This window comes from Ewingella americana ATCC 33852, from assembly GCF_000735345.1.
Taxonomy (GTDB): domain Bacteria; phylum Pseudomonadota; class Gammaproteobacteria; order Enterobacterales; family Enterobacteriaceae; genus Ewingella; species Ewingella americana.
Genome location: NZ_JMPJ01000064.1, coordinates 58,681 through 84,135, shown reverse-complemented (window position 1 = coordinate 84,135; position 25,455 = coordinate 58,681). Strand labels below are relative to the sequence as shown.

General features: G+C 51.0%; 23 protein-coding genes. 11 read left to right on the top strand and 12 right to left on the bottom strand.

The features are described from left to right. Positions 1-4: 4 nt before the first annotated feature. Positions 5-247, bottom strand: a complete 243-nt coding sequence (gene xseB / locus GEAM_RS13725; RefSeq protein ID WP_034792420.1) for an exodeoxyribonuclease VII small subunit — start codon at positions 245-247, stop codon at positions 5-7. A 324-nt stretch (positions 248-571) separates the two neighbouring features. Between xseB and thiI the strand changes: the two genes are divergently transcribed. Then, positions 572-2,020 carry a tRNA uracil 4-sulfurtransferase ThiI gene (gene thiI / locus GEAM_RS13720; protein WP_034792417.1) on the top strand — a complete coding sequence of 483 codons (1,449 nt, stop codon included), beginning with the start codon at positions 572-574 and terminating at the stop codon, positions 2,018-2,020. Positions 2,021-2,105: 85 nt separating this feature from the next. Here thiI and yajL read toward each other — a convergent pair whose 3' ends face one another. After that, the gene (yajL, locus tag GEAM_RS13715; RefSeq protein WP_034792414.1) at positions 2,106-2,711 is read right to left on the bottom strand and encodes a protein deglycase YajL; all 606 of its coding nucleotides are present in this window, start codon (positions 2,709-2,711) and stop codon (positions 2,106-2,108) included. Beyond that, entirely contained in the window at positions 2,671-3,585 is a 915-nt protein-coding gene (panE, locus tag GEAM_RS13710; RefSeq protein WP_034792412.1) for a 2-dehydropantoate 2-reductase, read from the bottom strand. The genes yajL and panE overlap by 41 nt, the downstream gene beginning before the upstream one ends. Positions 3,586-3,844: 259 nt before the next feature. On the opposite strand from panE, the gene GEAM_RS13705 reads away from it, so the two are divergent. Continuing rightward, positions 3,845-4,336, top strand: a complete 492-nt coding sequence (locus GEAM_RS13705) for a YajQ family cyclic di-GMP-binding protein (RefSeq protein ID WP_034792410.1) — start codon at positions 3,845-3,847, stop codon at positions 4,334-4,336. Between the two features lie 63 nt (positions 4,337-4,399). Here GEAM_RS13705 and GEAM_RS13700 read toward each other — a convergent pair whose 3' ends face one another. From GEAM_RS13700 to GEAM_RS13665, 8 genes are all read right to left on the bottom strand, one after another. Then, positions 4,400-5,764, bottom strand: a complete 1,365-nt coding sequence (locus GEAM_RS13700) for an MFS transporter (RefSeq protein ID WP_034792409.1) — start codon at positions 5,762-5,764, stop codon at positions 4,400-4,402. A 217-nt stretch (positions 5,765-5,981) separates the two neighbouring features. Beyond that, positions 5,982-6,869: a heme o synthase gene (gene cyoE, locus GEAM_RS13695; protein WP_034792408.1), complete on the bottom strand. Its 888-nt coding sequence runs from the start codon at positions 6,867-6,869 to the stop codon at positions 5,982-5,984. An 18-nt stretch (positions 6,870-6,887) separates the two neighbouring features. Beyond that, positions 6,888-7,220, bottom strand: a complete 333-nt coding sequence (locus GEAM_RS13690; RefSeq protein WP_034792406.1) for a cytochrome o ubiquinol oxidase subunit IV — start codon at positions 7,218-7,220, stop codon at positions 6,888-6,890. Further along, entirely contained in the window at positions 7,217-7,834 is a 618-nt protein-coding gene (locus tag GEAM_RS13685) for a cytochrome o ubiquinol oxidase subunit III (RefSeq protein WP_034792403.1), read from the bottom strand. Before GEAM_RS13685 ends, GEAM_RS13690 begins: the two co-directional genes overlap by 4 nt. After that, positions 7,824-9,815: a cytochrome o ubiquinol oxidase subunit I gene (gene cyoB, locus GEAM_RS13680; RefSeq protein WP_034792400.1), complete on the bottom strand. Its 1,992-nt coding sequence runs from the start codon at positions 9,813-9,815 to the stop codon at positions 7,824-7,826. The genes GEAM_RS13685 and cyoB overlap by 11 nt, the downstream gene beginning before the upstream one ends. A 3-nt stretch (positions 9,816-9,818) precedes the next feature. Next, positions 9,819-10,772: a cytochrome o ubiquinol oxidase subunit II gene (cyoA, locus tag GEAM_RS13675; RefSeq protein ID WP_034792398.1), complete on the bottom strand. Its 954-nt coding sequence runs from the start codon at positions 10,770-10,772 to the stop codon at positions 9,819-9,821. Between the two features lie 538 nt (positions 10,773-11,310). Further along, positions 11,311-12,789, bottom strand: coding sequence for a muropeptide MFS transporter AmpG (gene ampG / locus GEAM_RS13670; RefSeq protein ID WP_034792394.1), 1,479 nt, complete (start codon positions 12,787-12,789; stop codon positions 11,311-11,313). A gap of 130 nt (positions 12,790-12,919) precedes the next feature. Beyond that, on the bottom strand, positions 12,920-13,498 hold the full coding sequence (locus tag GEAM_RS13665; RefSeq protein WP_034792392.1) for a lipoprotein: 579 nt from the start codon (positions 13,496-13,498) through the stop codon (positions 12,920-12,922). Positions 13,499-13,849: 351 nt separating this feature from the next. Here GEAM_RS13665 and bolA point away from each other — a divergent pair, with 351 nt between their 5' ends. The 9 genes from bolA to GEAM_RS13620 all read left to right on the top strand — a co-directional run bounded on the left by bolA (position 13,850) and on the right by GEAM_RS13620 (position 24,591). Further along, complete coding sequence (bolA, locus tag GEAM_RS13660; RefSeq protein WP_034792389.1) at positions 13,850-14,164, top strand: transcriptional regulator BolA; 315 nt, start codon at positions 13,850-13,852, stop codon at positions 14,162-14,164. A gap of 458 nt (positions 14,165-14,622) precedes the next feature. Then, positions 14,623-15,927, top strand: a complete 1,305-nt coding sequence (gene tig / locus GEAM_RS13655) for a trigger factor (RefSeq protein WP_034792387.1) — start codon at positions 14,623-14,625, stop codon at positions 15,925-15,927. Between the two features lie 444 nt (positions 15,928-16,371). Beyond that, positions 16,372-16,995 (top strand): ATP-dependent Clp endopeptidase proteolytic subunit ClpP, encoded by a 624-nt coding sequence (gene clpP / locus GEAM_RS13650; RefSeq protein ID WP_034792385.1) that lies wholly within the window; start codon positions 16,372-16,374, stop codon positions 16,993-16,995. A 190-nt stretch (positions 16,996-17,185) separates the two neighbouring features. Next, complete coding sequence (clpX, locus tag GEAM_RS13645; RefSeq protein WP_034792384.1) at positions 17,186-18,460, top strand: ATP-dependent protease ATP-binding subunit ClpX; 1,275 nt, start codon at positions 17,186-17,188, stop codon at positions 18,458-18,460. A gap of 192 nt (positions 18,461-18,652) precedes the next feature. After that, positions 18,653-21,007, top strand: coding sequence for an endopeptidase La (gene lon, locus GEAM_RS13640; RefSeq protein ID WP_034792382.1), 2,355 nt, complete (start codon positions 18,653-18,655; stop codon positions 21,005-21,007). 216 nt (positions 21,008-21,223) lie between these two features. Further along, on the top strand, positions 21,224-21,499 hold the full coding sequence (gene hupB / locus GEAM_RS13635; protein ID WP_034792380.1) for a nucleoid-associated protein HU-beta: 276 nt from the start codon (positions 21,224-21,226) through the stop codon (positions 21,497-21,499). Between the two features lie 168 nt (positions 21,500-21,667). After that, a complete protein-coding gene (ppiD, locus tag GEAM_RS13630) occupies positions 21,668-23,548 on the top strand; it encodes a peptidylprolyl isomerase (protein ID WP_034792377.1) in 1,881 nt (626 codons plus the stop codon). A gap of 137 nt (positions 23,549-23,685) precedes the next feature. Further along, on the top strand, positions 23,686-24,072 hold the full coding sequence (locus GEAM_RS13625; RefSeq protein ID WP_034792375.1) for a ComEA family DNA-binding protein: 387 nt from the start codon (positions 23,686-23,688) through the stop codon (positions 24,070-24,072). A 117-nt stretch (positions 24,073-24,189) separates the two neighbouring features. Then, positions 24,190-24,591: a YbgC/FadM family acyl-CoA thioesterase gene (locus GEAM_RS13620; RefSeq protein WP_034792373.1), complete on the top strand. Its 402-nt coding sequence runs from the start codon at positions 24,190-24,192 to the stop codon at positions 24,589-24,591. A 66-nt stretch (positions 24,592-24,657) separates the two neighbouring features. Here the strand turns inward: GEAM_RS13620 and queC are convergent, their stop codons facing one another. After that, positions 24,658-25,356: a 7-cyano-7-deazaguanine synthase QueC gene (gene queC, locus GEAM_RS13615; protein WP_034792371.1), complete on the bottom strand. Its 699-nt coding sequence runs from the start codon at positions 25,354-25,356 to the stop codon at positions 24,658-24,660. Positions 25,357-25,455: the final 99 nt, after the last annotated feature.

The following is a 25,455-nucleotide window of genomic DNA, read 5'->3' as shown; positions in this document are numbered from 1 at the left end:
CAGATCACTCAGCTTCCGGGGTAAAAGGTGTCAGCGGGGCGTCATTGTCGCTATCAAGCAGGATTTGTACGCGCTGCTCGGCCTGTTGCAATTTCTGCTGTCCCTGACGGGCCAATTGCACGCCGGTTTCGAACTCATTCAGCGCGTCTTCCAGCGGCAATTCGCCAGATTCGAGGCGAGAGACAATCTGTTCCAGTTCGGCCAGAGCAGTTTCAAAGTTGGCGGGTGCTACAGCTTTTTTCGGCATAATTCTCTTTCAAACTCGTTGGTCAGATAGGTAGGGCAACAATGTGACGCTGCAATGTAAGTCATAGCCCTTGCGGGATTCCGTCTCGACGTCATACCCGATGTGTGGTTTTGTGCGCAGAGTCCCTATTTAAAGTGGTATACTTTGCGCCGCTGAATCTTGTGAAACAAAAAGTATTGTTAAGCTAAAGCTATTCAACGCTGAAAAGCCAACAGGCTCTATTACTCGTTAGTGTTAGTCGGCGTTGGGCTTAACAATAATAGGCGCTTTAAGCCTGATCCAGCCACTCATTCCCTGTTTTCTCACTGCTAACAAAAGACTGCTATGAAGTTTATCATTAAATTGTTCCCAGAAATCACCATCAAGAGTCAATCTGTGCGTTTGCGCTTCATTAAGATCCTCGCAAGCAGCATTCGCAACATCATTAAACCTCAGGATGAGTCATTGGCAGTGGTCCGCCACTGGGATCATATCGAAGTTCGTAGTAAAGACGAAAGTAAACACGACTTGATTATCGAATTGCTGTGTCGCATTCCCGGCATTCGTCACGTCGAAGAAGTGGAAGACCGTCCTTACACCGATATGCACAATATCTTCGAGCAGGCGCTGGAAGCTTATGGTCCTGAAGTTGAAGGCAAAACCTTCTGCGTGCGCGTGAAGCGCCGTGGCAAGCACAGCTTCAGCTCCGGCGACGTCGAGCGCTATGTTGGCGGTGGTTTGAATCAACACGTTGAATCTGCACGGGTTAATCTGACTAACCCGCAGGTGACAGTGAAGTTGGAAATCAACGATGACCAGCTGGTGCTGATCAAGAGCCGTCACGAAGGTCTGGGCGGCTACCCGATTGGTACGCAGGAAGACGTGCTGTCGCTGATCTCCGGCGGGTTTGACTCCGGCGTGTCGAGCTACATGTTGATGCGTCGCGGCTGCCGCGTGCATTACTGCTTCTTCAACCTCGGCGGCTCAGCGCATGAAATCGGCGTCAAGCAGGTGGCTTACTACCTGTGGAACCGTTTTGGTAGCTCCCACAAAGTGCGTTTCATCGCGATCGACTTCGAACCAGTGGTGGGCGAAATTCTTGAGAAGGTTGAAGACGGCCAGATGGGCGTGGTGCTAAAACGCATGATGGTGCGCGCTGCCTCGCAAATCGCCGAGCGTTACGGCGTTCAGGCGCTGGTCACCGGCGAGGCACTGGGTCAGGTTTCCAGCCAAACGCTGACTAACCTGCGTCTCATCGACAATGCCACTGACACGCTGATCCTGCGCCCGCTTATCTCTCACGATAAAGAGCACATTATTAATTTGGCCCGCCAGATTGGTACGGAAGACTTTGCGAAAACCATGCCGGAATATTGCGGCGTGATCTCCAAAAGCCCGACCGTGAAAGCCGTGAAAGAGAAAATCGAAGCCGAAGAGCAGATGTTCGACTTCTCGATTCTCGACAAAGTGGTCAGCGAAGCGCAGAACCAAGATATCCGTCAGATTGCTGAACAAGCCGCGCAGGAAGTGAAAGAAGTTGAAACCGTGGCGGAGTTAGTAAGCACTGACATTCTTCTGGATATCCGTGCGCCAGACGAAGCGGAAGAGAAGCCGCTGGAGCTGGACAATATCGAAATCAAAGCCGTGCCTTTCTACAAGCTCAGCACCCAGTTTGCCGAGTTGGATCAGAGCAAGACTTACTTGCTGTACTGCGAGCGCGGCGTGATGAGCCGCCTTCAGGCGCTGTATCTGCACGAGCAGGGCTACACCAACGTTAAAGTTTACCGCCCATAAGTTTTACGGCGCGCTAAAAAACAAAACCCGGCAATGCCGGGTTTTTTTATGGTTTTTTCAACGCAACCAGAAAGAGAGTGAGCGGTTACTCACGTGCGCCTTCATCAGTGAAATTATATATCCCCGGCGACATCACTAACTGAGCGGCAATCTCCGCCGCTTTGGCTCGGTCGAACAGCAGTTCGATCAGTTTCAGGGTGAACTCCATCGAGCTGCCCGGCCCTTGGCTGGTGAGCAAATTAACCCGTGGGTCATGCATCACCCGGCGATCGGACCATTTGTTGGCGGCGATTTTATCTTTCAGCCCCGGAAAACCGGTGATATTGGCGATGGGGAATAAGTCGTGATATTCCAGCACCAGCGCAGGCGCGGCGCAGATAGCGGCGACAACTTTCCCCGCGAAGTGCATCTGGCGAACGGTTTCCACCAGCAGCGGGCTGTCGCGGAAGCACTCGGCTCCTTTCACTCCGCCCGGCAGAACAATGGCGTCAAAGTCGTTATCGGCAACGTCCACCAGTGCGGCATCGGCCAGCAGCCTAACCCCGCGCGAACAGGTGATTTCCAGCGCGCCATCGCCCGCTACGCTAGCCGTGGTGACCTTGGCACCGGCTCTTACCAGCAGGTCGATGGCCGTAACGGCCTCAATTTCCTCACTCCCAGGAGCCAGGCAGACCAGAACCGAAACGCTCATAGCCATTTTCCTTTCTTTTAACGGTATCGAATAAGCGACTGTTCACCGGCAGAGTCAGCCCGTGCTTGCGCCCGCGACGAATAACATAACCGGTAATATAGTCGATTTCTGTGTGACGCTGGGTGCGGATGTCCTGCAACATCGACGAGTGGTTGGCGGCCGTGGTGTCGATCACCTGATATACATAGCTCAGCAGGGAGTCGGCGTGCGTCTGGTAGCCTTCAATCGCCATCACTTCGGCCACTTCAGAGCAGATCTGCTCGATTTCGCTGCCGAAGCCCAGCAAATCCCCATTGGTACAATTATGCACCGCGGTCAGTGGGTTAATCACACAGTTCACCGCCAGCTTGTTCCACAGGGAAGGGTAGATGTTGTTATGCCAAGCCACGTCGGGCAGGGCGTCGTGCAGCACGTCGGCGATATGGCTGGAAGCCGCGCCGCGCGCAGAAACCGGGCCGATATGAGTTATCCCAGCCGCAACGTGCAGAATGGCATTGCCCTCGTGGCGCGCGGCGTGGGTGGTCGCCCCTTGCAGGATGGACAGACGGCTGGCGGGCAATTCGTCGATGGTGCCCATGCCGTTATGCAGCAGCAGCAGGGTGCAATTGTCGTTGAGCATCGGCATCAGCGCGCTCACCGCGCCGGAGACTTGCCAAGCTTTTAGCGTCACCAACAGCAGTTCGCTTTCGGCCAAATGCTGCGGGTCATTGGTCGGGAGGTTACGGTTGAACGCCACGCCTTCCGGCGATATCACGTTAACGGCAACAAAAGGCTGTGGAATACGCACCCAACCTTGTACGTCGTGGCCTTGCTGGTAGAGAGCTGAAAGCCATAGTTGGCCCAATGCACCGCAGCCAAGAACTGTAATTTTCATTATGCCTCCTGAGCAATCAGATCAAACATACTCAGTAAATCGAATTTAATGTTTCTAATTTGTTATTAATTTGTATTTTTTAGTATAGCATTCTGTGCTGTGTGTCACATATTTTCGCGCGTCGGCCTCATCTTAACCCTCATCCTGATAAAAACCGACGGCTTATTTTTGGCTTCAATGAGCGAAGGCGGTATTATGCACGCCATCATAAGACTTATCATCATAACGACATGGGTTAAAGCCCCAGGGAGAAGCGATTATGCCGTCATTCGACATTGTTTCTGAAATCGACATGCAGGAAGTGCTCAACGCGGTCGACAACGCCAGCCGTGAACTGCAAACCCGTTGGGATTTCCGCAACATTCCTGCTAGCTTCGAGCTGAATGAGAAAAACGAAACCATCAAAGTCGCCAGCGAATCTGATTTTCAGGTGAACCAACTGGTTGATATTCTTCGTGAAAAGCTGGCAAAGCGCGGTATTGAAGGCGCGGCGCTGGAGATCCCTGAGAAGATGGATCACAGCGGCAAGACCTACAGCGTAGAAGCTAAACTGCACTCAGGGATTGAATCTGCGGTTGCTAAGAAGATTGTTAAGCTGATTAAAGACAGCAAAATCAAGGTGCAGACTCAGGTTCAGGGCGATGAAATCCGCGTGACGGGTAAAGCGCGTGATGACCTGCAAGCCGTGATGGCGCTGGTGCGTAAAGGTGATTTGGGCCAGCCTTTCCAGTTTAAGAACTTCCGCGACTGATTGCCCTGCGGGAAACAAAAAGGACGCCCTGTGAGCGTCCTTTTTTATTATATTATCAAAGTATTAGGCAACGGCGACCAATTGCTCTAGCGCTTTGCGGTTGGTCTGTTTTGTGTCGACTTTGACATAAGCACTCAGCTCTTCCGGCACCACAATCGCTTCGGCAACGCCCGGCTGGGCTTTGATGCGTGCTTCAAGGGCCGAGTCTTTCACCGCCAATTCAGACAGCGTAATGCGCAGGCTGCTGACGTAAGGCGGTTCGCTCATGGTGGCGCTGACAATCAGCCACACCACGGCAATGGCGGCGCAAACCAAGAAGACTGCGCCAGCGCCGCCCGCTCCGTAAACATAACCCCCCAAACTGCCGCCGATGGCCACGCCAATAAACTGGCTGGTGGAGTAAACGCCCATCGCCGTGCCTTTATAGCCCGCCGGAGACTCTTTGCTGATAAGCGAAGGCAGAATGGCTTCCATCACGTTGAAAGCTAAGAAGAACAGTTGGATACCGGCAATCACTACCCACAGGCGCAGACCGGCGTACCACAGCACCAGCTCAGCCAGCAGCAGCACCGCCACGCAGCCCATGAAAACTTGCTTCATGTGACGCTTAGATTCGGCATAGATGATGACCGGAATGACCGCCACGAAGGAGACAAGCATAGTCACCAGATAGACGCGCCAGTGCTCGCTCGGCGGGAAGCCCGCGTGCTCCATCACTTGTGGCAGCACCACGAAGCTCGACATCAGCAGAATGTGCAGACAGAGAATGCCAAAGTTAAGCTTCAACAGTTTCTTGTTCGCCAACACCTTACCAAAGCTGCCTTTTACCATGCTCGATTCACGGTTAAGGATGTGGGTCGCCGGAGCCGGGACCACCAACAGCGTGATAACAATGGCAATAATCGTCAGCAGGGCAATAGCCCAGAACAGCGCGTGCAGGCCCCACGCATGGGTAATGATTGGGCCGAGCACCATGGCGATAGCAAAGGTGATACCAAAGCTGATGCCGATAAAGGCCATCGCCTTGGTGCGGTTCTGCTCGCGCGTTAAGTCAGACAGCAGCGCCATCACGGCGGCGGCAATCGCGCCGGAGCCTTGCATCGCGCGGCCAATGATCACGCCCCAGATTGAATCTGTTGACGCGGCAACCACGCTACCGATACAGAAGATGATCAGCCCAAAGACGATCAGCGGCTTGCGCCCAACGCGGTCGGAGAGCAAGCCAAAAGGAATTTGGAAGACGGCCTGTGCCAGTCCATAGATACCGATAGCAATGCCGATAAGTGTTTCACTGGCACCCGCGAGCGCCATGCCGTAAGTGGTCAGGACCGGTAGCACCATAAACATGCCGAGCATGCGTAAAGAGAAAACTATCCCTAGTCCCCACGTCGCCCGGCTTTCCTGCGGGGTCATTTGGTTATCGTTCATTACTACCTCAAGACTAAAACCTGCGACATTGTAATGTCTTTAACTTGTGCCGGTAAATTGCTGGATGTTTAGCAGATATTACCGCCGCCAGTGGGCCAGAAGCACAACGTTATGAAAATTCTGACTGGATAAAGCAGGGGAGGGCTCAAAAAAATGACCAGTATCGCTACTGGCCATTGTTGTGCTGTATATCGCTAAAGAACTCAGCGCGTCATGCTTACCAGACGTAGGTTAACAAGTTGTTCGGCGAAGCGGCGTTGAAGTCGATAGACATCATGACGCTCAGCGAAGTGATCGCGATAATCGAGAAGACAAAGAGCTTTCTTGCCCAGACGATGTCGTTTTCAGTTTTGTAACCTTTCAGGGCCATGCCCAACCACCAGACGCTTACCGCGGCAGCCACAATCAGGTATTTATAACCCGCGTAGCCGCTCAGGGTCAGCATCAAAGTCGCCACCATAAAAGCAATGATGTAGACGGTGATGTGGTGCTTCGCCACTGAAATGCCTTTCACTACCGGCAGAACCGGAATGTTAGCGGCCTGATAATCTTTAAAGCGGAAGATGGCAATCGCGTACGAGTGCGGCATCTGCCACAGGCTGAAGATCAGCAACAGGATCAGCGCGCCCATATCGAACTGACCGGAAACGGCACAGTAACCAATAACCGGAGGCGCTGCTCCTGACAAGCTGCCGATCAGCGTGCCATATACCGATTTGCGTTTCATATACAGGCTATAAACCCCGACATAAACCACAAAGCCCATCACTGCCAGCCACATCGCCAGCGGATTGGCACCGATATACAGCAACGCAAAGCCCGCAATACCCAAAATGGTCGCGTAAACCAAGGTTGTTTTCGGCGGAATCAGGCCCTTAACCAGGACCCGGTTCTTCGTTCTTTCCATAATCTTGTCGATGTCGCGGTCGATAAAGTTGTTGAAAACACAACCCGATGCGACAACCAACGAGACGCCCACTAAGGTGGCGAGAAAGAGAGGGAAGTCGATGCTGCCTTTGGCAGCAAGGAGGAATCCCCCGACGACAGAAATTAAATTACCGAAAATAATTCCTGGTTTCGTTACTTGCAGGTATTGCTTAATCATCACGTGCAGCTCGGCTCTTTAACTGACCATCATATTGAGGTTGAGGTTATACATAATCCACAGTGAGCCCACAACGACGATAAAGATAATCACAGCGGTGAACAGAAATGCCACCAGGTTCCAGCGTGCTTCCGATGCAGTACTTAAGTGCAGGAAGTAAACCAGATGTACAACGATCTGGATAATCGCAGATGCGACCACCGTGCCAATGATAAGCGAATGTGAAGCTGTATCGCTCATTACCATGGCAAACGGGATAACCGTCAGAATAACTGACAGGATGAAGCCAATCAGGTATGACTTCACGCTGCCGTGGCTTGCGCCGCCATGGGAAGTGGCAGAATGACTCATGCTAATACCCCCATCAGATAAACAACGGTGAATACGCAGATCCATACCACGTCCAGGAAGTGCCAGAACAAGCTCAGGCACATCAGACGGGTTTGGTTAACTGCGGTCAGGCCGCGACGGCTAACCTGTACCATCATGGTGATGATCCAGATCAGGCCACAAGTTACGTGCAGGCCGTGGGTTGCTACCAGCGCGAAGAACGCTGACAAGAAACCACTGCGATCCGGACCGTAGCCTTCTTTAATCAGGTGATGGAATTCATAGAGTTCCATCGCGATGAAGCCAAGACCAAACAGGAAGGTCAGGAACAACCAGCTGTTAACAGCTTTTACGCTGCCTTTAGTCATGCCCAGCATCGCCATGCCGTAAGTAATACTACTGAACAGCAGGAAGAAGGTTTCTACCAGTACGAATGGCAGTTCAAAAATATCTTTACCAGACGGGCCGCCAGCGGTCCCGTGCACCAGTACTGCGTAAGTTGCGAACAAGCTCGCGAACAGTACGCAGTCGCTCATCAGGTAGATCCAGAAGCCGAAGACTTTGGTTTCACCTGCGTCGTGGTGCCCATGCTCTGCATGGGCTGCGTCGTGGTTAGTCAGGGTATCAGTTGCCATGTTTCAAGCCTGCTTTGCTGATTTGTTCAAAATGTTGGCTTTCAATACGTTCGATTTCATCAACCGGCACGTAGTAATCAACATCTTCATCGAAGCTTTTCACAATCCAGGTCACTACCAGGGCGATGAAGCTTACCAGCGCCAACCACCAGATATCCCAGATTAATGCAAAACCGCTTACCAGGCTGAGCATCGCAATGATGAAGCCTGCGCCGCTGTTACGTGGCATATGAATTTTTTCATATTTCGCTGGTTTAACATAAGCTTCGCCTTTCTCTTTCATGTCCCAGAACGCATCGCGGTCGTGTACCTGAGGTACTACTGCGAAGTTATAGAACGGAGGAGGAGAAGAGGTTGCCCACTCCAGAGTACGTGCGCCCCACGGGTCACCCGTCAGGTCACGGTTCTGGTCGCGGTCACGAACACTCACAACGATCATGATCAGTTGGCAAAGAATACCGATTGCAATCAATGCTGCACCACAAGCTGCCACTACCAGTAATGGGTGGAACTCAGGGTCGATATTCTGGCTAACGCGGCGAGTCATACCCATGAAGCCCAGTGCATAGAGCGGCATGAAGGCGACGAAGAAGCCGATGATCCAGAACCAGAATGAACGCACACCCCATTTCTCATTCAGCGTGAAGCCGAAGGATTTAGGGAACCAGTAAGTCAGGCCAGCGAAGCAACCGAATACCACACCACCGATAATCACGTTATGGAAGTGAGCAATCAGGAACAAGCTGTTGTGCAGCACGAAGTCTGCGCCCGGAACAGCCAACAGAACGCCGGTCATACCACCCACAGAGAAGGTGATGATGAAGCCGATGGTCCACAGCATCGCAGCGTTAAGCTGGATACGGCCTTGGTACATGGTGAACAGCCAGTTGAAGATTTTTACCCCTGTTGGGATAGAAATAATCATCGTCATGATACCGAAGAAGGCATTGACGTTGGCGCCTGAACCCATGGTGAAGAAGTGGTGCAGCCAAACAACGAACGACAACACGGTGATGGCGATGGTTGCCCATACCAGTGAGGTGTAGCCGAACAGACGTTTTTTGGAGAAGGTCGCAGTAACTTCTGAGAACACACCAAATACTGGCAGAACCAAGATATACACTTCCGGATGGCCCCAGGCCCAAATCAGGTTGATGTACATCATCATGTTGCCGCCCATATCATTGGTGAAGAAATGGGTGCCCAGATAGCGATCCAGGGTCAGCAACGCAACGGTTACGGTCAGAATTGGGAACGACACGATGATCAAGACGTTGGTACACAACGCAGCCCAGGTAAATACCGGCATTTTCATCAGCGGCATACCAGGCGCACGCATCTTGAGGATGGTGGCGAAGAAGTTAACACCGGTCAGCAAGGTACCAATACCGGATATCTGAAGACTCCATATCCAATAATCGACCCCGACACCCGGACTGTACTCCTTACCTGACAACGGCGGATAGGCCAACCAACCAGTCTGCGCGAACTCACCAACCCCCAGAGAGATGTTGATCAGTACAACGGCAGCGGCGGTGAACCAGAAGCTGATGTTGTTCAGGAACGGGAATGCAACGTCACGAGCACCGATTTGCAGCGGCACAACCACGTTCATCAGACCGATAACGAAAGGCATCGCCATGAAGAAGATCATGATCACGCCGTGCGCAGTAAAGATTTGGTCGTAGTGATGAGGCGGTAGGAAGCCCGGTTCTCCCGCAGAGGCGAGGACTTGCTGGCTACGCATCATGATCGCATCGGCAAAGCCACGCAACAGCATGACGAAGGCCAGAATGATGTACATGATACCTAATTTTTTGTGGTCAACGGAGGTGATCCATTCGTTCCACAAATACTTCCATTTGCCGAAATAGGTGATACCGGCCAGAACGGCCAAGCCACCAATAATTATCGCGGCAACGGTGACCACGATAATCGGTTCATGATACGGGATCGCATCAAGTGTTAATTTTCCCAACATCGTTTATTCCTCGGCTCCGGCTGCGTGAGCATGATCGCCCATGTCCATGCCTTTCATGTCAGTGCCAGCTGGCATTGGCATCGTCTGGCCTTTGTGCATGTTCATATCACCCATGAATTTGCCAATAATTTCTTTGAACAATTCAGGTTTGACGCTTGCGAAGTATTCAACCGGGTTGTCGATACTTTGCGCTGCCAGTTTGTTGAAGTCGTCAGTGGTTGCCAGTTGGTTTGGCGCGCTCTTCACTTTCGCTACCCATGCGTCAAAGTCTTCACGCGTAGGAGTTGCAATAGTGTTGAACTTCATGCCAGAGAAACCGCGGCCACTGAAGTTTGACGAGATGCCTTTATAGGTACCAGCTTCGTTTGCAATCAAGTGCAACTGAGTCTGCATACCCGCCATCGCGTAAATCTGTCCGCCTAACTGAGGAATAAAGAACGAGTTCATTACAGAGTCAGAAGTGACTTTGAACTGAACCGGAACATCTTTAGGGATAACCAATTCGTTAACAGTTGCGATGCCTTGTTCTGGATAAATGAACAACCATTTCCAGTCCAAAGAAACCACTTCAACTGTCAGGGTCTTTTGGTCAGATACGATAGGCTTGAACGGGTCAAGTTCGTGAGTGGTTTTCCAAGTTATCGTTGCCAGAATGGCAATGATGATAATTGGAACCGTCCATACCACGGCTTCGATTTTGTTGGAATGGGACCAGTTCGGGCTGTACTTAGCGTTTGTATTAGAAGCGCGATACTTCCATGCAAATGCAAAGGCCATGATAATAACTGGTATAACCACGATCAGCATTAATCCGATTGCGGTCAGTATCAGCGTTCTCTGCTCGAGTCCAATTGCTCCTTTGGGATCCATCAATGCCGTATTGCAACCACTTAACATTAAAGCAGATGCAAATAAGGACAACATCCCAATACTTTTATTGTATTTCTTAAGTCTCATCTAACGACCTCAATAAATCAGGGCTCTATTGTCGCTCCATGTGTGCGGGCATTTTACGGGAAGGTTGCAGTACTGTAAACACGCTTAAGGAAGTGTCAGCGGGCCACTGCCACTTTATGTTAACGAAGTCACACATGTCACGGAGAGTGACAATTTCTCAATGTCAACAATATGTTGCGTGGGGTTCTCTCACTATGGTGAGTAAAAACAAGGTATAGCAGTAACACCTAATATTTAATGCGAAGTGTAATGTTCTTGGTAAGTTTAATTAATGTTAACGCAATGTATAAATACGGTGAATTTAAAAATAAAAAGCAGGTAAAAAAAAAGTGTATTTGAAAGATGCTGTAACTTATTAAATATATTTTATTGAACGAAGTTTATCTCAGCGCAGGGAAATGTTGCTTAATTTAGGCTGGGTTTTGAGCAGGAAATTATCGCCGAAAAGCCGCGCCAGCCTTGATACGCCTGCGTTTTGCACAGACATATCAGGCCAGAATTCTAGCAGTGGGACAAGGGAGAACTGTCTTAAACTCGGCTAGGCCCGACGCAGGTGACGCAGAGCCATAAAGTCGAGCACGCTGCCCAGCGCGATGCCCAAAAGGCAAATCACGGCCCCGGCTTCGATCAGTTTTTGCGGCAGCGAAGTGAAGGCGGTCCACTCCAGCGAGTTGGTGATCAGCAGCACCAGCCAGACAGCTAACAGTAAGCAGCCTAACATCAGGATGCGCAGCGCCAGCCGGTAGCTGTTGGCAAACAGTGTGCGAGGCAGAAACTCATCGGTATTCTGCGTGTGTTCAAGGGTTTGGCGGCAAATCGCCAGCAGTAGCAGCCCCGGCACGGCGGCGGCGATAGAGAACAGATAGAACAGCGGCCAGCCGTGAGCCTCGACAAACCAACCGGCAATTGGCCCGACGTACACCCGGCCCACAGCGGAGAGCGCCGAAAGCAGGGCAAACTGGGTGGCGGAAAACGATTTGTTGCACAGCGTCATTAACAGTGCGACGAAGGCCGCAGTTCCCATCCCTCCGCACAGGTTCTCGAAGAAGATTGCCGCACCCATGGAATAGATGTGCTTGTCCGTGACCGCCAGAATCCAGTATCCGGCGTTGGAAACGGCCTGCAAAATGCCAAAAATCATTAATGCGCGGAACAGGTTGAGGCGCTGCATCACCATCCCGCCATACAGCGCGCCGAAAATCGTCGCCAACAGGCCAAGGGTTTTATTCACCAGCCCGACTTCACCCGCGTCAAACCCCACGCCGCGAATCAAGAAAGTGGTGCTCAGGCTGCCCGCGAAGGCGTCGCCCATCTTGTACATCACGATCAGCAGTAAAATCAGCCATGCATTGTTACGGCTGAAAAAGTCCTTAAGGGGAGCCACAACCGCGATTTCTATGGTGCGCGGCGCGGGCTCGGAGACATCAGGCTCCGGCGCCATAATGGTGGCCACCACGCCAATCAGCATCAGCCCGGCCATCAGCCAGTACATATGTTGCCAGCCGAGGTAGCGGTCGGCTATCCACAGCGCCAGCCCGCCGGAAACCAGCATTGCTAGGCGATAGCCCAAGACAGAGACAGCGGCACCGCTGCCACGCTCGGCGGCCGGCAGAAGATCGGTCTTATAGGCATCAAAAACAATGTCTTGCGAAGCAGAAGCAAAGGCGATCAGCACCGCCAACGCCGCCAGCCAGAACAGCTCTTTCGCCGGATCGAGATAACCCATGGCAAAAATCGAGGCGACGAGCAGCAATTGGGTGAGGATCAACCATCCGCGACGACGGCCGAAGAAAGAGGGGGTGTAGCGGTCCATCATCGGCGACCAGAGGAACTTGAAAACGTAGGCTTGGCCGACCAGAGAGAAGATCCCAATGGTTTTTAAATCGACATTCTCGACGGTCATCCAGGCTTGCAGCGTGCCCGAGGTCAATGCAAGAGGTAAGCCGGATGCAAACCCGAGCAGCAGTAATATCAGCGTGTTGCGCTGTGTGAAGATTTTGAAGTACTGGCTTACCATTAAAATGTGTTCCCGCAGACCGATAGAGTTGAGGCGCAGGGGAATGATAAATGAAGGCGGGAAATAATGGTAAAAACAATTCTGCCCGACAGTGCCGGGCAGAAGAGGGGATCAGCTAAGCCAGTTAAGATTAACGGGCGTTAGCTTTGATGAAGTCACTAATGCTGGTGTCTTGAGCCATGTCGTTGATGACATCGCCCAGCGTGCTGTTAACCGCATTGGTGATTTTGTCGTTGGTCGCAGTAAGCGCGCCCTGAACGTTGTAAGTCGAACGGTAGTTTTTAACTTGTTTGTTACCGTTTTTCGCCGTGGCGATGATGGAGATATCCGCTTTGGTCGTAATGTTGTAGCGCAGGTTGCCTTCTTGCACGTCAGCAAACAAGTTGTTCACCACAACTTGCAGGTCAACGGCGCCGTCAGCACCAATCATGTAACCGCGCGCGGTCATCTGCTTCTCCAGCGACTCTTGCAGCAGGAAGCGCAGGTCACGAGAAGGGGTCAGAGAAACCAACTGGCCGTCACGGTTCACTTTAGCCAGCGCCTGATCCTGACGTTGGTCAGCACCGTTAATGCTGATAGTGATGCCCTGAAGGGTAGGATCCTGCGTTGGCAGGGTGATTTTTGGCGAAATATTTAAGGTGTTGGTGCTGGTAGCGCAACCTGCAAGCATGAACAATGCTAATACAGGGAAAATGATTTTTTTCAACATGTTAGGTTCTCAATTAATGCATCTGATACCAGATGTAAAATGGGATCGGTTACTGAATGTAGTCACATCATAACATCGCCATTTTAGGGTGTAAGCCCTGACTGGTGGTTAAAGCGACATTTGATTAAATTTAAAGCAAACTGACTTATTGATATGTAATGGTTTCGCCTAAAATGCAGATTAATGGCTAAATACCACTAGGTAAGACAAACCGATTGCCTTTTTTATCAATCGCAGCAGAAATTTTGTTTCTGTAACATACTAATAAATCGCAAAGCCGCCTATCCTTAATAGTGTGACAGATGGTCAAGTAAGGATGCAGTTCCCTGCTAACGGCGTAAGGAGATTGCTATGATTCGCGAGCAAATAGAAGCAAAATTAGTTGCAGCATTTGAACCTGCGTATCTGGAAGTAACTGATGAGAGTTATCGTCACAATGTCCCAGCCGGTTCAGAAAGCCATTTCAAAGTAGTGGTGGTGTCCGACAAATTTGTCGGTGAGCGCTTCCTTTCACGTCACAGAGCGATTTATGGCGTACTTTCAGAGGAGCTCGCGGGGAGTGTTCATGCCTTGGCATTACACACTTACACGCAAAAAGAGTGGGAAGGGTTACAGGACACTGTACTGGCTTCGCCTGCTTGTCGAGGTGCAGGAACCTTAGCCTAAACGCGAAGGAGCTTGCTCCCAAAAATCATAAAATTCCCTTCTAGGGTACGGTATCACTGGAACTTTCTCCATAAGATGCGGTATTAGTAGGGGCAAATTCTGAAACGGCCTGCGGGCCGTTTCTGTTTTAACCGAGAAGAATAAGTGGCAGGCAGGCGACAGGGTTGTTTAAGCCTTTGCATCGACTACGTTTTCCGAGGGATCGACCGCAATGCGAGTTTTCCTCCCACGCAGTAGATTACCGTCCTCGACTCGCCGTCTATGCGCCGCTATAATGTCGCGTCTTATTTTTCCGGAATGGTTTCGGGACGCTTTCGAATACAGGGCTACGTTCTTAATCAGGACTGTCCCGGTTCTTAGAAGTCGTTTTCAAGGTAAGTTCGTTCTTTTCCACGCTTCTCATCTTGAGAACGACTTCTGGAGTTGACCGAGCACTGTAATTTTTTTGAGGTAACAAGATGCAAGTTTCTGTTGAAACCACTCAAGGCCTTGGGCGCCGTGTAACTATTACTGTTCCTGCTGACAGCATTGAAAAAGCAGTGAGCAGCGAACTGGTCAACGTATCGAAAAAAGTACGTATTGACGGCTTCCGTAAAGGCAAAGTACCAAAACACATCATCGAGCAGCGTTACGGTGCTTCCGTTCGTCAGGACGTTCTGGGTGATCTGATGCAGCGCAACTTCGTTGACGCGATCATCAAAGAGAAAATCAATCCAGCTGGCGCACCTAACTATATTCCGGGTGAGTACAAACTGGGCGAAGACTTCAACTACAGCGTTGAATTCGAAGTGTACCCAGAAGTTGAGCTGAAAGATCTGGAAAACATCGAAGTTGAGAAGCCAGTTGTTGAAGTTAACGACGCTGATGTTGACACCATGCTGGAAACTCTGCGCAAGCAACAAGCTGACTGGAAAGAAACTGACGCTGCCGTTACTGCTGAAGACCGCGTAACTGTTGATTTCTCAGGTTCTATCGACGGTGAAGATTTCGAAGGCGGCAAAGCCTCTGATTTCGTACTGGCTATGGGCCAGGGCCGCATGATCCCAGGCTTCGAAGAAGGTCTGGTTGGTCACAAAGCAGGTGAAGAATTCGTCATCGACGTAAACTTCCCAGAAGATTACCACGCTGAAAACCTGAAAGGTAAAGCGGCTAAGTTCGCGATCACCCTGAAGAAAGTTGAAGAGCGTGAGCTGCCAGAACTGACTCCAGAGTTCATCAAACGTTTCGGCGTGGCTGATGGTTCTGTTGAAGGCCTGCGTGCTGAAGTGCGTAAAAACATGGAACGCGAGCTGAAAGGTGCTGTTCGTAACCGCATCAAAACTCAGGCAATCGACGGTCTGGTTAACGCTAACGAAATCGACGTTCCAGCTGCACTGATCGACGGTGAAGTTGACGTTCTGCGTCGTCAGGCTGCACAACGTTTCGGCGGCAACGAAAAACAAGCGCTGGAATTACCGCGTGAGTTGTTCGAAGAGCAAGCTAAACGTCGCGTAGTTGTAGGTCTGCTGTTGGGTGAAGTGATCAGCCAGCACGAACTGAAAGCTGACGAAGATCGCGTTAAAGCGCTGATCGAAGAGATGGCTTCTGCTTACGAAGATCCGTCTGAAGTTGTTGAGTTCTACAGCAAAAACAAAGAGCTGATGAACAACATGCGTAACGTCGCGCTGGAAGAACAAGCGGTCGAAACTCTGTTGGCTAAAGCTAAAGTGACTGAAAAAGCCACTACCTTTACTGAGCTGATGAACCAGACTCAACCTGCATAATTGATTTGCCGGTGATTGAGCTGTTTGCCGAGAGGTTAACGGCTCTACATAAAAGCCCGCGGTTTTTACTGCGGGCTTTTTTATGCTCTACGGATGACATTTTTCTTTTTTGCTGTTGTTTTTGCACTATATTTATCAACGTAAGCAAAGAGAGTAGGCCGGCAAGTGAGTAGCAGAGGCCACTTTTATAGACTCTGCTATTGTTAAGCCAATCGATGAAAAATGCGCAGCCAGAGAAAGAAATCTCGCCGCGGGCTTGAAAAGGGGCGTTCGTTCCCCCAATTGTTAAATACAAACCAGGTAGCTTTGCTGCTAAATTCAGACTGATAACAACCGTCAGCCGTGTTAACGGCGACTTGGCCGCTTGAGCGTAGTCATCAATGCCTATCTCAAGTAGAATCGGTTTTAACTAGCGCCAAAAGAGAATTCTATTAGGAGACGGTTATGTCATACAGTGGTGAACGAGATCAATTTGCACCGAACATGGCTCTGGTACCCATGGTTGTTGAGCAGACTTCACGGGGTGAGCGTTCTTACGACATCTACTCCCGTCTGCTGAAGGAACGTATTATCTTCCTGACAGGCCAGGTTGAAGACCATATGGCTAACCTGATTGTGGCTCAGATGCTGTTCCTGGAAGCTGAAAGTTCAGAGAAAGACATTTTCCTGTACATTAACTCTCCGGGCGGCGTGATCACTGCGGGTATGTCTATCTATGACACCATGCAGTTCATCAAACCGGATGTCAGCACCATTTGTATGGGCCAGGCCTGTTCAATGGGTGCATTCCTGTTGACTGCGGGTGCTAAGGGCAAGCGTTTCTGCTTACCAAACTCGCGTGTCATGATTCACCAGCCGCTGGGCGGCTATCAGGGGCAAGCAACGGATATCGAAATCCATGCTAAAGAGATCCTGAAAGTGAAAGGTCGTATGAATGAGCTGATGGCGAAACATACGGGCAAAACTCTTGAAGAAATAGAGCGTGACACTGAGCGCGACCGTTTCTTGTCTGCTGAAGAATCTGTAGAGTACGGTTTAGTTGACTCCGTATTTACCCATCGCGTCTGACGACTTATTTCTGCCGGACTGATGGTCTATAGTTAAGTCATGCTGTGGCGCGTAGGAGCAGTGCTGGTTGCTGCGAATACGCGTCAATTCGTCTTTGACGGAACTGACATTGGTCAACGATATGGCAGCAGTTTAAAATAGTCGTGCCGCAGTCACCCTGCGAAACAGATATTAAAGAAGAGGTTTACTGATGACAGATAAGCGCAAAGACGGTTCAGGAAAGCTGCTGTACTGCTCTTTTTGCGGCAAAAGCCAGCATGAAGTTCGCAAGCTGATTGCCGGGCCGTCAGTGTATATCTGCGATGAATGTGTCGATCTGTGCAATGACATTATTCGCGAAGAGATTAAAGAAGTTGCTCCGCATCGCGAACGCAGCGCACTGCCAACGCCACATGAAATTCGCCAACACCTCGATGATTATGTCATCGGGCAAGAGCCTGCGAAAAAGGTTCTGGCCGTTGCGGTTTACAACCACTACAAGCGCTTGCGTAACGGTGATACCAACAACGGTATCGAACTGGGCAAGAGCAACATTTTGCTGATCGGTCCAACGGGTAGCGGTAAAACCCTGTTGGCTGAGACTCTGGCTCGTTTCCTCGACGTTCCATTCACCATGGCAGATGCCACCACCTTGACCGAAGCCGGTTACGTGGGTGAAGACGTTGAAAACATTATCCAGAAACTGCTACAGAAATGTGATTACGACGTACAGAAAGCGCAACGTGGTATCGTGTATATCGATGAAATCGACAAGATTTCCCGCAAGTCTGACAACCCATCTATCACCCGTGATGTTTCAGGTGAAGGTGTTCAGCAGGCGCTGTTGAAACTGATTGAAGGTACCGTTGCTGCTGTGCCTCCTCAGGGCGGTCGTAAGCATCCGCAACAAGAGTTCTTGCAGGTTGATACCTCAAAAATTCTGTTCATCTGTGGTGGTGCTTTTGCTGGCTTAGATAAAGTCATTGGTCAACGCATTAACACCGGTACAGGTATCGGTTTCGGTGCAGAGATCAAAGGCAAAGCTGAGAAAGCGACAGAAGGTCAATTGCTGGCTCAGGCTGAACCAGAAGATCTGATCAAATTCGGTCTGATCCCTGAGTTCATTGGTCGTTTGCCAGTGGTTGCGACTCTGAGCGAACTGAGCGAAGACGCGCTGATTCAGATCCTTAAAGAGCCGAAAAATGCCCTGACTAAGCAGTATCAGGCGTTGTTCAATCTGGAAGGTGTCGAGCTTGAGTTCCGCGACGAAGCGCTGGTCGCCATCGCGAAGAAAGCGATGATCCGCAAAACCGGTGCTCGTGGTCTGCGCTCCATCGTTGAAGGGGCACTTTTGGACACTATGTACGACTTGCCATCCCTCGACAGCGTCGACAAAGTGGTAATCGATGAATCCGTCATCGCGGGCCAATCTGAGCCGTTGATGATTTATGGCAAACCCGAGGCGCAGCAAGCATCTGGCGAATAATTCACCAGTTGTTCCAGAGGGTTAGTTAATAAATGGGGGATTTTGTCCCCCATTTTTTTTTACTCGCATTCTTGTCGTTGAATGTCAGATATTCATCCCCATATACTCCAATAACGACTTGCTGAAACCCGTCTGACTCGTGTTTCACGAGATTTCCTTAACCTGGCGGAAGCTAAACTAAGAGAGAGCTCTATGAACCCTGAGCGTTCCGAACGCATTGAAATCCCCGTATTGCCTTTGCGCGATGTGGTGGTTTATCCGCACATGGTGATCCCGTTGTTTGTTGGCAGGGAAAAATCGATTCGGTGCCTTGAAGCCGCGATGGATCACGACAAAAAAATCATGCTGGTGGCGCAGAAAGAAGCCTCTACCGATGAGCCGGGCGTTAATGATCTCTTCTCTGTAGGCACGGTTGCCTCCATATTACAGATGCTGAAACTGCCCGACGGTACCGTGAAGGTGCTGGTTGAAGGTTTACAGCGTGCGCGTATCACCACGTTGTCTGACAACGGTGAGCATTTTGCCGCACAGGCTGAATATCTCGACTCTCCGGCCGTGGACGAGCGTGAACAAGAAGTTCTGGTTCGCACCGCCATTAATCAGTTTGAAGGCTACATCAAACTGAATAAAAAAATTCCGCCGGAAGTTCTGACGTCACTTAACAGCATTGAAGATGCAGCCCGTCTGGCTGACACCATCGCTGCACATATGCCATTGAAACTCAGCGACAAACAGTCCGTTCTGGAAATGTTTGATATTACTGAGCGTCTGGAATATCTGATGGCGATGATGGAATCGGAGATCGACTTGTTACAAGTTGAGAAACGCATCCGTAACCGTGTCAAAAAGCAGATGGAAAAGAGCCAGCGTGAGTACTATCTGAATGAGCAAATGAAAGCCATTCAGAAAGAGTTGGGTGAGATGGACGACGCACCTGACGAGCACGAGGCGCTGAAACGCAAAATCGAAGCGGCGAAAATGCCGAAAGAAGCGCGTGAAAAAACCGAAGCTGAGCTGCAAAAGCTGAAAATGATGTCCCCGATGTCTGCCGAAGCCACCGTGGTTCGCGGCTACATCGACTGGATGCTTCAGGTGCCGTGGAATTCACGCAGCAAAGTTAAAAAAGACCTGCGTAAAGCTCAAGAAGTTCTGGATACGGACCACTTTGGCCTCGAACGCGTCAAAGACCGTATCCTTGAATATCTTGCGGTGCAAACGCGCGTCAGCAAAATCAAAGGGCCAATCCTCTGTCTGGTTGGGCCTCCGGGCGTGGGTAAAACCTCTCTGGGTCAGTCCATTGCGCGTGCAACGGGCCGTGAGTATGTGCGTATGGCGCTGGGCGGCGTACGTGACGAAGCCGAAATCCGCGGCCACCGTCGAACTTACATCGGTTCTATGCCGGGTAAATTGATCCAGAAGATGGCGAAAGTTGGTGTTAAAAACCCACTGTTCCTGCTGGATGAAATCGACAAAATGTCTTCCGACATGCGTGGCGATCCGTCGTCAGCTCTGTTGGAAGTGCTTGATCCAGAACAGAACGTGGCCTTTAACGATCACTATCTGGAAGTCGATTACGACCTGTCAGACGTGATGTTCGTGGCAACCTCTAACTCAATGAACATTCCAGCGCCGCTGTTGGACCGTATGGAAGTGATTCGTCTCTCCGGTTATACCGAAGATGAAAAGCTGAACATCGCCAAACAGCACCTGCTGCCGAAGCAAATTGAGCGTAACGCCCTGAAGAAAACCGAGCTGACAGTGGATGACAGCGCGATCATTGGCATTATCCGTTTCTACACCCGCGAAGCCGGTGTGCGTAGTCTGGAACGCGAATTGTCCAAGCTGTGTCGCAAAGCGGTTAAACAGCTGCTGCTGGATAAGTCCCTGAAACACATCGAAATCAACGGCGATAACCTGAAAGATTTCCTTGGCGTTCAGAAAGTGGATTACGGCCGCGCAGATACCGAAAACCGCGTGGGTCAGGTGACTGGCTTGGCGTGGACCGAAGTGGGCGGCGAGCTGCTGACCATCGAAACGGCCTGCGTACCGGGTAAAGGCAAATTGACCTATACCGGCTCACTCGGCGAAGTGATGCAAGAGTCGATTCAGGCTGCACTAACCGTGGTTCGTGCTCGCGCGGACAAACTGGGCATCAATGCTGACTTCTACGAAAAACGTGATATTCACGTCCACGTACCAGAAGGCGCGACGCCGAAAGATGGCCCGAGTGCCGGTATCGCCATGTGTACCGCGTTGGTTTCTTGCCTGACAGGTAACCCGGTTCGCGCCGACGTTGCTATGACTGGCGAAATAACTTTACGTGGTCAGGTTCTGCCAATCGGCGGCCTGAAAGAGAAGCTGTTGGCTGCTCACCGCGGTGGTATCAAAGTGGTGCTGATCCCTGATGACAACAAACGCGATCTGGAAGAGATCCCAGCCAACGTTTTAGGTGATTTGGAGATCCATCCGGTTAAGCGCATTGACGACGTTTTGAATCTTGCTCTGCAAAATCCAGCGTTCGGCGCACTTCCGGTAGCGGCAAAATAGTGATCACGACCATCACAGTTCAATAAAACTCAGGCTGGCAGGTGAAATCCCACTTGCCAGCCTTTTTTTGTGTCGTTAAGTTAGTCAGTTGTCAGTGCGTTTAAGACTGGTTTCGGTTGCTTGCATAGCCCTGACAAGCTTGATATAAAAGCTTCGCTGTCATATTCGCAGGGAAAATGCGACGTGACGATAGAATTTCAAGAGGGGATGAATAGAGTGAATAAGTCACAATTGATCGACAAAATTGCCGCCGGTGCTGATATTTCTAAAGCGGCTGCTGGACGTGTATTAGATGCAGTACTGGGATCGGTAACTGAAACTCTGAAATCAGGGGAAGAAGTTGCACTGGTTGGCTTTGGTACGTTCTCTGTACGTGAGCGTTCTGCGCGTACCGGCCGTAACCCACAGACTGGTAAAGAAATCAGCATTGCTGCGGCAAAAGTGCCTGGTTTCCGTGCTGGTAAAGCGTTGAAAGACGCAGTTAACGGTTAATTACCTGCAGGTCAGGCGTCAAACCTGCGTGACAAAAGCGAGCATGGTGCTTTTACTCTCAGGTCTGGTTGTTAAACAATAACCTGACGTCACCGGGCTGGTAAGGTAAGATACAAGGCGCATCGAATTCGATGCGCTTTTTTTATTACAGCGGAGTGTTGCCACACTATGATGGACAATTTACGCGCGGCCGCCAATCACGTCGTGCTCAAAATCATTCTGGCCCTGATTATTCTGTCCTTTATTTTGACAGGGGTGGGCAACTACCTGATCGGCGGTTCAGGCGACTATGCAGCGAAAGTGAATGGTCAGGAGATCGGACGTGCTCAGTTGGAAGAAGCTGTGCAAAACCAGCGTAGCCGACTGCAACAACAGCTTGGAGATCAATTCTCTGCGCTGGCTGGCAGCGAAGGTTATATGCAACAACTGCGTCAAGAGTCCCTGAATAACCTGATTGACGTCACTTTGCTGGATCAGTATTCCAAGAAGCTAGGCATCACCGTTAGCGATCAACAGATCAAAGACGCGATTCTGGCGACCCCACAATTCCAAACCGACGGCCATTTCGACAACGCCAAGTATCTGCAAAGTATCCAGGGTATGGGTTACAGCGCGGACAACTTCGCCAAATTGATGAAACAGCAGTTGGTTAGCCAGCAGTTAGCTCAGGCATTTGGTACTTCAGATTTCGTTCTGCCATCTGAAACCAGCGCCATGTCAGACTTGTTGCTGCAAGAGCGTGATGTTCGCACTGCGACGCTGGATACCGCAGCCCTTGCTGCCAAACAGCAGGTTAGCGACAGCGAAGCGCAAGCGTTCTACGACCAGAACAAAAACAACTTCGTTTCTCCTGAAGAAGTCAAAGTCAGCTACATCGAAATGGATGCTGCTGCTTTACAAGGGAAAACCACGGTTACCGACGCGGATATCAGTGCTTACTACGATCAGCATAAGAGCGAGTTTGGTCAGCCGGAGCGCCGTCGTTACAGCGTTATCGTGTTGAAAAACCAAGCTGACGCCGATGCGGTTGCCGCTGAACTGAAAAATGGCGCTGACTTTGCCCAGTTGGCTAAAACCAAATCTATCGATACCTTGAGCGGTAAGCAGGGCGGGTTGATGGACTGGGTTGAGCCTGAAACCACGCTGCCAGAGTTCAAAAGCGCTAACTTGACCACCAAAGGTCAGGTGTCTGGCGTGATTAAATCTGACAGTGGTTTCTTCATTCTGCGTCTGGAAGACATTCAACCAGAGCAGATCAAGCCGCTGGCACAGGTTCACGACAGCATCGTTGATAAGCTGAAACAAGATAAAGCCACTGACGCTTACTACGCGTTGCAGCAGAAAGTCAGCGAAGCCGCTAACAACGACAACGAATCTTTAGCTTCTGCTGAAGAAGCCGCTGGCGTTAAAGCGACTCACACTGACTGGTTCACGCAGCAATCTATCCCTGCGGGCATCAACTTCAAACCTGTCGTTCAGGCAATCTTTGATGGTGGCCTGATTGGTCAAGACGGTACGCCGGGCAGCAACTCTGACATCATCACCGTGGATGGCGATCGCGCCTTCGTGGTACGTGTTGATGCTCACAAAGCGGAAGGCGTTAAACCTTTTGCTGAAGTGAAAGAGCAGGTTGTGACCATGGTGAAGCGCCAGAAAGCTGAAGATCAGGCGCGCGTTGACGGTGAGAAGCTGTTGACGGCTCTGAAAGCAGGCAAGGGTGATGAAGCTCTGAAAGCCGCTGGTTTGAGCTTCGGTGACGTGCAGAAGGTTCAGCGTTCACAACAGCCATCTGCTTTCGAGCAGAATGTCTATGCGCTGCCTCATCCGCAAAAAGACCAGCCGGTTTACGGTTTGTCTCAGGATGACCAAGGCAACAGCGTACTGGTTCAGCTGACTGCGGTTAATCCAGGCAAGCTGCCTGACAATGAAACCACACGTTTCGAGCAAGAGCTGCAGCAATCTTCTTCCAACGTAACCTTCGATGCTCTGCTGTCGAACCTGCGTCAGGAAGCAAAAATTAAGCTGGGTTCTGCTGCACAAGTCCAGTAAACCTCGCAGCGTTATGCAACGTGTTGCAACAAACAAAGGCCGCTTTCGCGGCCTTTTCCACATTTTGAATCTGCCAATTGTTGCCTGATTAAACTTGCTGCACTCTGTCCGTGCTGAAAACACATGGAGGATACAGCATGAAAAAATTGGGTATTACATCTCTGTCACTGGCCTTAGCCCTTGGCCTTTCCACTCTGCCGGTCATGTTACAGGCAGCCCCGGCGGCCACCAGTAAGGTGGCGACGACGGCAACTACCGCGACTCAAACACCTGCTAGCAAGCTTGATGCGGCTCAGGCCAAGAAGGAGAAGGCCAGCACCGCTGACGACAGCACGGTGAGTATCAACACGGCTTCTGCAGAGGATTTCGCCCGCGTGATGAACGGCGTCGGCGTGAAGAAGGGGCAGGCTATTGTCAGCTACCGAGAGGAGCTTGGGCAGTTCACCGAGGTCGAACAGTTGCAGGAAGTGCCGGGGATTGGTGCCGCGCTGTTTGAGCGCAACAGGGACCGATTGAAATTGTGACGAAAGTCGCGGCGCTGACCTGTTAACGGTTGGTGCCGTTTTCTTCTGCTAATCTCATAAGACATCTGACCAGTTGTCAGGGTTTAACGATTATTTTGTCGGAGTCGGAAAGCAATTATGCATACTTTTATTACCGTTCGTGGTTTTCATATTGATGTTTATCAGCACGTTAACAATGCCCGCTATCTGGAATTCTTAGAGACGGCGCGCTGGGAGTGGCTGGATAACAAAAGCGGATTTAAGTGGATGAGCGAGAATAACATCGCCTTCATCGTCGTGAACATCAACATTAACTACCGCAAACCCGCCACGCTGGGCAACGTGCTGCGTATCGACAGCAGCCTCCAGCAGCTCAACACCCGCAGCGGCGTGCTCGAGCAAGTGGTGACCCACGATGGCGATATCGTCGCTGACGCCACGCTGACCTTCGTCTGCATTGATCTGCGCACCCAGAAGGCAATGACGCTGGAAGGCGAGCTGTTGGAAAGGTTGCGCGAGTTGGAGCTGAAAGAGGAGTAGGCGCGAGGTTAAGAAAGGCGCGAACGGCCGGGCTATAGCGCTAGCCCGGCTAAGTACAGGGGCAGGTTACTTCAGCCCGGTTTTCTGCTTCAGGCTAGCCATAACGCCGACCTTGTCTTGCTGATACTGTTGCAGGCCATTGGCGCGCAGGTTACAGGCGGCACACTCACCGCAGCCATCGCCTGCAATCCCGTTGTAGCAAGTCAGGGTGTGATGGCGAATCAGATCCAGCTGCTGGTAATAATCGGCCAGCGCCCACGTTTCGGCTTTGTTCAGCCACATCAGCGGCGTGTCGAAACGAATATCACGCGCAATGCCCAATGAAACGGCGTGTTTCAGGGCTTTGACGAACTCGTCGCGACAGTCCGGGTAGCCGGAGAAGTCGGTTTCACACACGCCGGTGATCACCGCTTCAGCCTGCACCTGATACGCATAAATAGCCGCCAGCGTGAGGAACAGAATATTGCGACCCGGCACAAAGGTGCTCGGCAAGCCGTTTTCTTCGGTTTCACCCAATGCCGGAACCGGAATGTTGTCGCGGGTCAGGCTGCTGACCGCCAGCTCATTGAGCAAACCAACGTCCAGAACCTTATGAGCCTTAGCGCCCAGCTCTACCGACAGCTTCTGAGCAATGTCGATCTCAGCGCGATGTCGTTGACCATAATCGAAGGTAATACAATGTACTTCGTCGTATTGCGTCAAAGCCTGAATCAGGCAGGTTGTTGAATCCTGACCGCCGCTGAAAACCACTACTGCTCTTTTCATGTTTTTATCCATTTGTACTTGAATGCATTGCCGCCGATCCCGGCAAATTTATGGGGCTCATGTTACTTTTCTTTGAGATAGCTGAACAGCCTCAATCAT